The sequence below is a fragment of the Rhizobium sp. SG570 genome (assembly GCF_012275345.1).
In the GTDB taxonomy this organism is placed as follows: Bacteria; Pseudomonadota; Alphaproteobacteria; order Rhizobiales; family Rhizobiaceae; genus Rhizobium; species Rhizobium lusitanum.
The window spans coordinates 1-3528 of record NZ_JAAZQI010000050.1 but is presented as its reverse complement, the minus strand read 5'-3'; the positions used below and the strand labels follow the sequence as shown (position 1 = coordinate 3528).

Sequence of the window (3528 nt, the reverse complement as noted above, 5' to 3'; positions counted from 1 at the left end):
AGGCGTTGTGCTTGAAAGGCATCGTGGCGGAGACCGGTTATTGAGCTGGCCACCGCACCTAACCCACCGCGATTAACGATCCGCGCACCAACGTCGCCCAGTAGATATCGATGCGGTCTGTCTTGAGGCGTTTGAGGCTGCCTTCCACAGAAGCGATCATTGCCCTGCGGCTGTTGCCAGTGACAAGCCGATCCGCATTGGGCACTGCCCCGTTAGTGAATTTCGTGGCGAGTACGAAATTCTCACGCCGACCGTGCAACAGGGAACCCAGAAGTTCTTCCGATTGCCCAAATTGATAAATATCGGCCGTGTCGATAAAGTTGCCGCCAGCATCGGCATAAGCGTCAAAAACCGCCTTGCTCGTGTCGCGGTCAGCGCCATGTCCCCAGCCTGTGCCGAAGTTTCCGGTGCCGAGCGCAATTTGCGAGACCCGAAGACCGGTCTTCCCGAATGGCATATACTTCACGAACTTTTCCTTTCTTTGGAAAGATATCGATGGCCCTGCCCGCCTGTTCATAATTTGCAATCTTGGCGGCAGCCTTGATTTGCGATCTTGACCACGACCTTACCCTTGGCGCGTCCGGTTTCGACATAGGCCAAGGCATCTGGTGTCTGTGCAAACGGAAACACCTTGTCCACGACCGGACGGATTGCGCCGGCGTCGATTAGTTTTGCGATCTGGGCCAGTTGCTGCCCTTCGGCGCGCATGAACAGGAAGGAATATTCAACACCTCGGCTTTTTGCCTTCTTCAGCACGCCCCTGCTCAGCATCCGCATCACAAATCGCAAGAACAGGTTGAGCCTGAGAGATTTTGCAAAGGGAACATCCGGCGGCCCGGAGATCGAGATCAATCGCCCACCCGGTTTCAGCACGTTCAGCGACTTTGCCAGCGTCTTGGCATCCTGGCTGTTCAGCACGAGATCGTATCCGGAGAGAACCTGCTCGAAATCCTGCGTCTTGTAGTCGATCACCAAATCTGCGCCGAGGCTCTTGACCAGCTCTACATTCGCAGCACTGGTGGTGGTGGCCACAATGGCGCCGAGATGCTTGGCAAGCTGGATGGCGAAGGTTCCTACATCGCCGGAACCGGCCTGAATGAACACTTCCTGGCCGGGCTTGACCTTGCCCACCTCAACGAGAGCCTGCCAGGCGGTCAATCCGACCAGCGGGATCGAGGCGGCTTGCTCCATGGAAAGGTTGACCGGTTTCAGTGCGAGATCTGCGGCATCAACCGCAATCATCTCTGCAAAGGTGCCGGCCCTGTGATCGCGCGGGCGGCCATAGACCTCGTCGCCTGCCTTGAACTGTCGGACATTGGCGCCGACGCGCAGGACCGTGACTGGTTTCAAGATATGGGTCGTTGGTCTGCCGTCTTTTGCCAAGGCAATGGAATCTCCATCGACAATGACCGCCAGTTTATCCTGCGCGCCGGCGAGCGATAGGCGAATGCCCTCGTCTCCGCCAAGCAAAGGCCGGGTCCGCAGCCTGCTGAGAATTTCATCCAGACGTCCCGGAGTGAGAATTTCGGCTTGGGACCGGCCGGAAGTTTCTGGCGCCGTGCCGGTGGTATAGAGTGATAAGGCACCTGCGCATTCGCCCCCGATAACTTCCAGTAGCCCGAAGGCGTTGCCTGCCGAAAGGCCGAGCGCCCCAGCGAGGCGTTGCCGCGCCCCCTCATCCGGCAAGAGCCCCGAGAAAAACGGGCGCACCACCTGATCACCAAATGATTCTTCTTGCAGGGGCATTGAGAACGATATCGCCCGCGATCGTTGGTCCAGGAGATACTTGCTGTTATAGGTGAAGGTGAGCAGGCCGTCGTCAAGCCGGCCGAGTACGCCGGCCTTGGTTTCGCGAAAGTAGACGTCCAATTCGCGGGTCATGATCGCGGACCCTGACGACGCCCGACCGAAACGACGAGGCCAAGACCAGCCAGGACTTGCATCGCACGGCCAATCTGGCAGCTCTCTTTGCCGGCCTCGAGTTCACGCAGAAAACGTACGCCCACACCAATCACCCCGGCGAGCTGCTCCTGGGTTAACCCTTGCTGTTTGCGCTCATGACGGATCAGCATGCCGAGGCTTTTTGTATCTTTGATCTTTTCCACAATCACCCCCATCGGGATGAATCTGCTACACCGCAAGACTATCCTAGTGTTCATTGCTTGAAGCAGTTCTCACGGTGCCATCTCAGGAACTGGGGATGTGGTCGCTCGAAAACCCTGCCAGGCACAATCGCCTTCCCGGTCTTGTTGAGGAGTCCTTTAATGCTGTCAGGATCATTCGCCTGACGCGATATCAGGATATCAAGATCATCCGAGAGGCCAATCAGACCGCGGTCAAACATCCAGTGTGCGGTACCCGAAAGCGCTATTCCGTTAGAGAGAATGTCGGGCCCGCTCGCTTCCACCGGTCGAATATGAGCGGCATCAACCTCCGCTCGGCCGCCGCCATTGATGAGCTTCAACCCCGTGATGGCGCATCGTTTGTCATAGGCGTGAAGAACGAGCCGGCGAAACAGCCGATTTCGAACGATCCGCGACGAGAGTTGCATTACACGGTCACGCTCCTGCTCGGATATGAACGGCGCTTGCGCTTCATCCGCAAATCCATCGACTGTATGCGTCACCCCCGGCTCATCCAGTCGAGGCAGTTCAGGCTCATGCTCGTCGATGCCGATCGATACGATGCGGTTGAAATCTGCTGCGGATATCGGCCGGACCGCAGCCTGTGCCCTGCCGGAAATACGGCCCTCTTCATTCAGCACGCCTCGCTCTATGACACCGTCTGGTCCACTGAACGGAACGGGATTGATGAAGTCGAGATAACTACCGTGTTCGATCAGCGCCAGATACATGCCGGGCGCCTTCGGATCAGGAATAACCCTTTCAACCTTGGCGACAGCAAAATAGCCGCGGGTCGCTGCGACTTTCCGAGGCTCGTAGTAGACGATCCAGTCACCCACACACGCATGGACACGACCGAGATACTGGCCCGGGAACTGGTATTGTTCAGCCGGGCTGTCGTCGTAAATCGAATCTGACCGGTGAATGAAAACCCCGAATCCCATCTGCAACCTTTAGCATGAGGCTCTTGATGCTTCATTTGAAATCTGGGGACCTAAGCCTGGCCCCAAATGCTCGCCGCTGCGGCAATTCCATTTGTTAAACGTCCACTCCTATTCCCGCCCGCCCTCGGCACCGGTGTCGAGAGAAATGGAATAAGAGCATGGCAACACACCTCACGCCTGAGCAGCACATGAAGGCGTCGATATCCAAAGCGGCGGCGTTCATGCGCCAGCGCCTTCATCCGCGCGCGAAGGTCATAGTCATCACCGCGCCTGGTTTCGTAACGGATCGTCATCCGGCAAAAGCCGATGGCTTTACACGCCCGCCGTTCGCTCATCTGGTGGTGATCCATCACATGCGCGACAGCTTTCCGCCTTGCTGCGGGCGTCACCACTAATGGGATGGTCCGCCTCGTCCACCTGCTGCATGATACAGGTGGCCAAACCGAAGGAGGTTGCAATGC

General features: G+C 57.5%; 4 protein-coding genes and 1 pseudogene. All 5 read right to left on the bottom strand.

Features of this window, described 5'->3' with window-relative positions; genetic code table 11:
* Nucleotides 1-58 precede the first annotated feature (58 nt).
* Complete coding sequence (locus tag FHT28_RS35775) at nt 59-457, bottom strand: aldo/keto reductase (RefSeq protein WP_348645064.1); 399 nt, start codon at nt 455-457, stop codon at nt 59-61.
* A 56-nt stretch (nt 458-513) separates the two neighbouring features.
* Nucleotides 514-1881: a zinc-binding dehydrogenase gene (locus tag FHT28_RS35770; protein WP_168598914.1), complete on the bottom strand. Its 1368-nt coding sequence runs from the start codon at nt 1879-1881 to the stop codon at nt 514-516.
* The gene (locus FHT28_RS35765) at nt 1878-2105 is read right to left on the bottom strand and encodes a helix-turn-helix domain-containing protein (protein WP_142523806.1); all 228 of its coding nucleotides are present in this window, start codon (nt 2103-2105) and stop codon (nt 1878-1880) included. The genes FHT28_RS35770 and FHT28_RS35765 overlap by 4 nt, the downstream gene beginning before the upstream one ends.
* Before the next feature lie 50 nt (nt 2106-2155).
* Entirely contained in the window at nt 2156-3067 is a 912-nt protein-coding gene (locus tag FHT28_RS35760; protein WP_168598915.1) for an HNH endonuclease, read from the bottom strand.
* A gap of 170 nt (nt 3068-3237) precedes the next feature.
* Nucleotides 3238-3459 (bottom strand): annotated as a pseudogene (locus tag FHT28_RS35755) (IS3 family transposase); the annotation flags it as partial.
* Nucleotides 3460-3528: the final 69 nt, after the last annotated feature.

Excerpts from the sequence above, each read along its gene's own strand:
- FHT28_RS35770 (WP_168598914.1), bottom strand. The coding sequence starts at position 1,881 with ATGACCCGCGAATTGGACGTCTACTTTCGCGAAACCAAGGCCGGCGTA.
- FHT28_RS35760 (WP_168598915.1), bottom strand. The coding sequence starts at position 3,067 with ATGGGATTCGGGGTTTTCATTCACCGGTCAGATTCGATTTACGACGAC.
- FHT28_RS35775 (WP_348645064.1), bottom strand. The coding sequence starts at position 457 with ATGCCATTCGGGAAGACCGGTCTTCGGGTCTCGCAAATTGCGCTCGGC.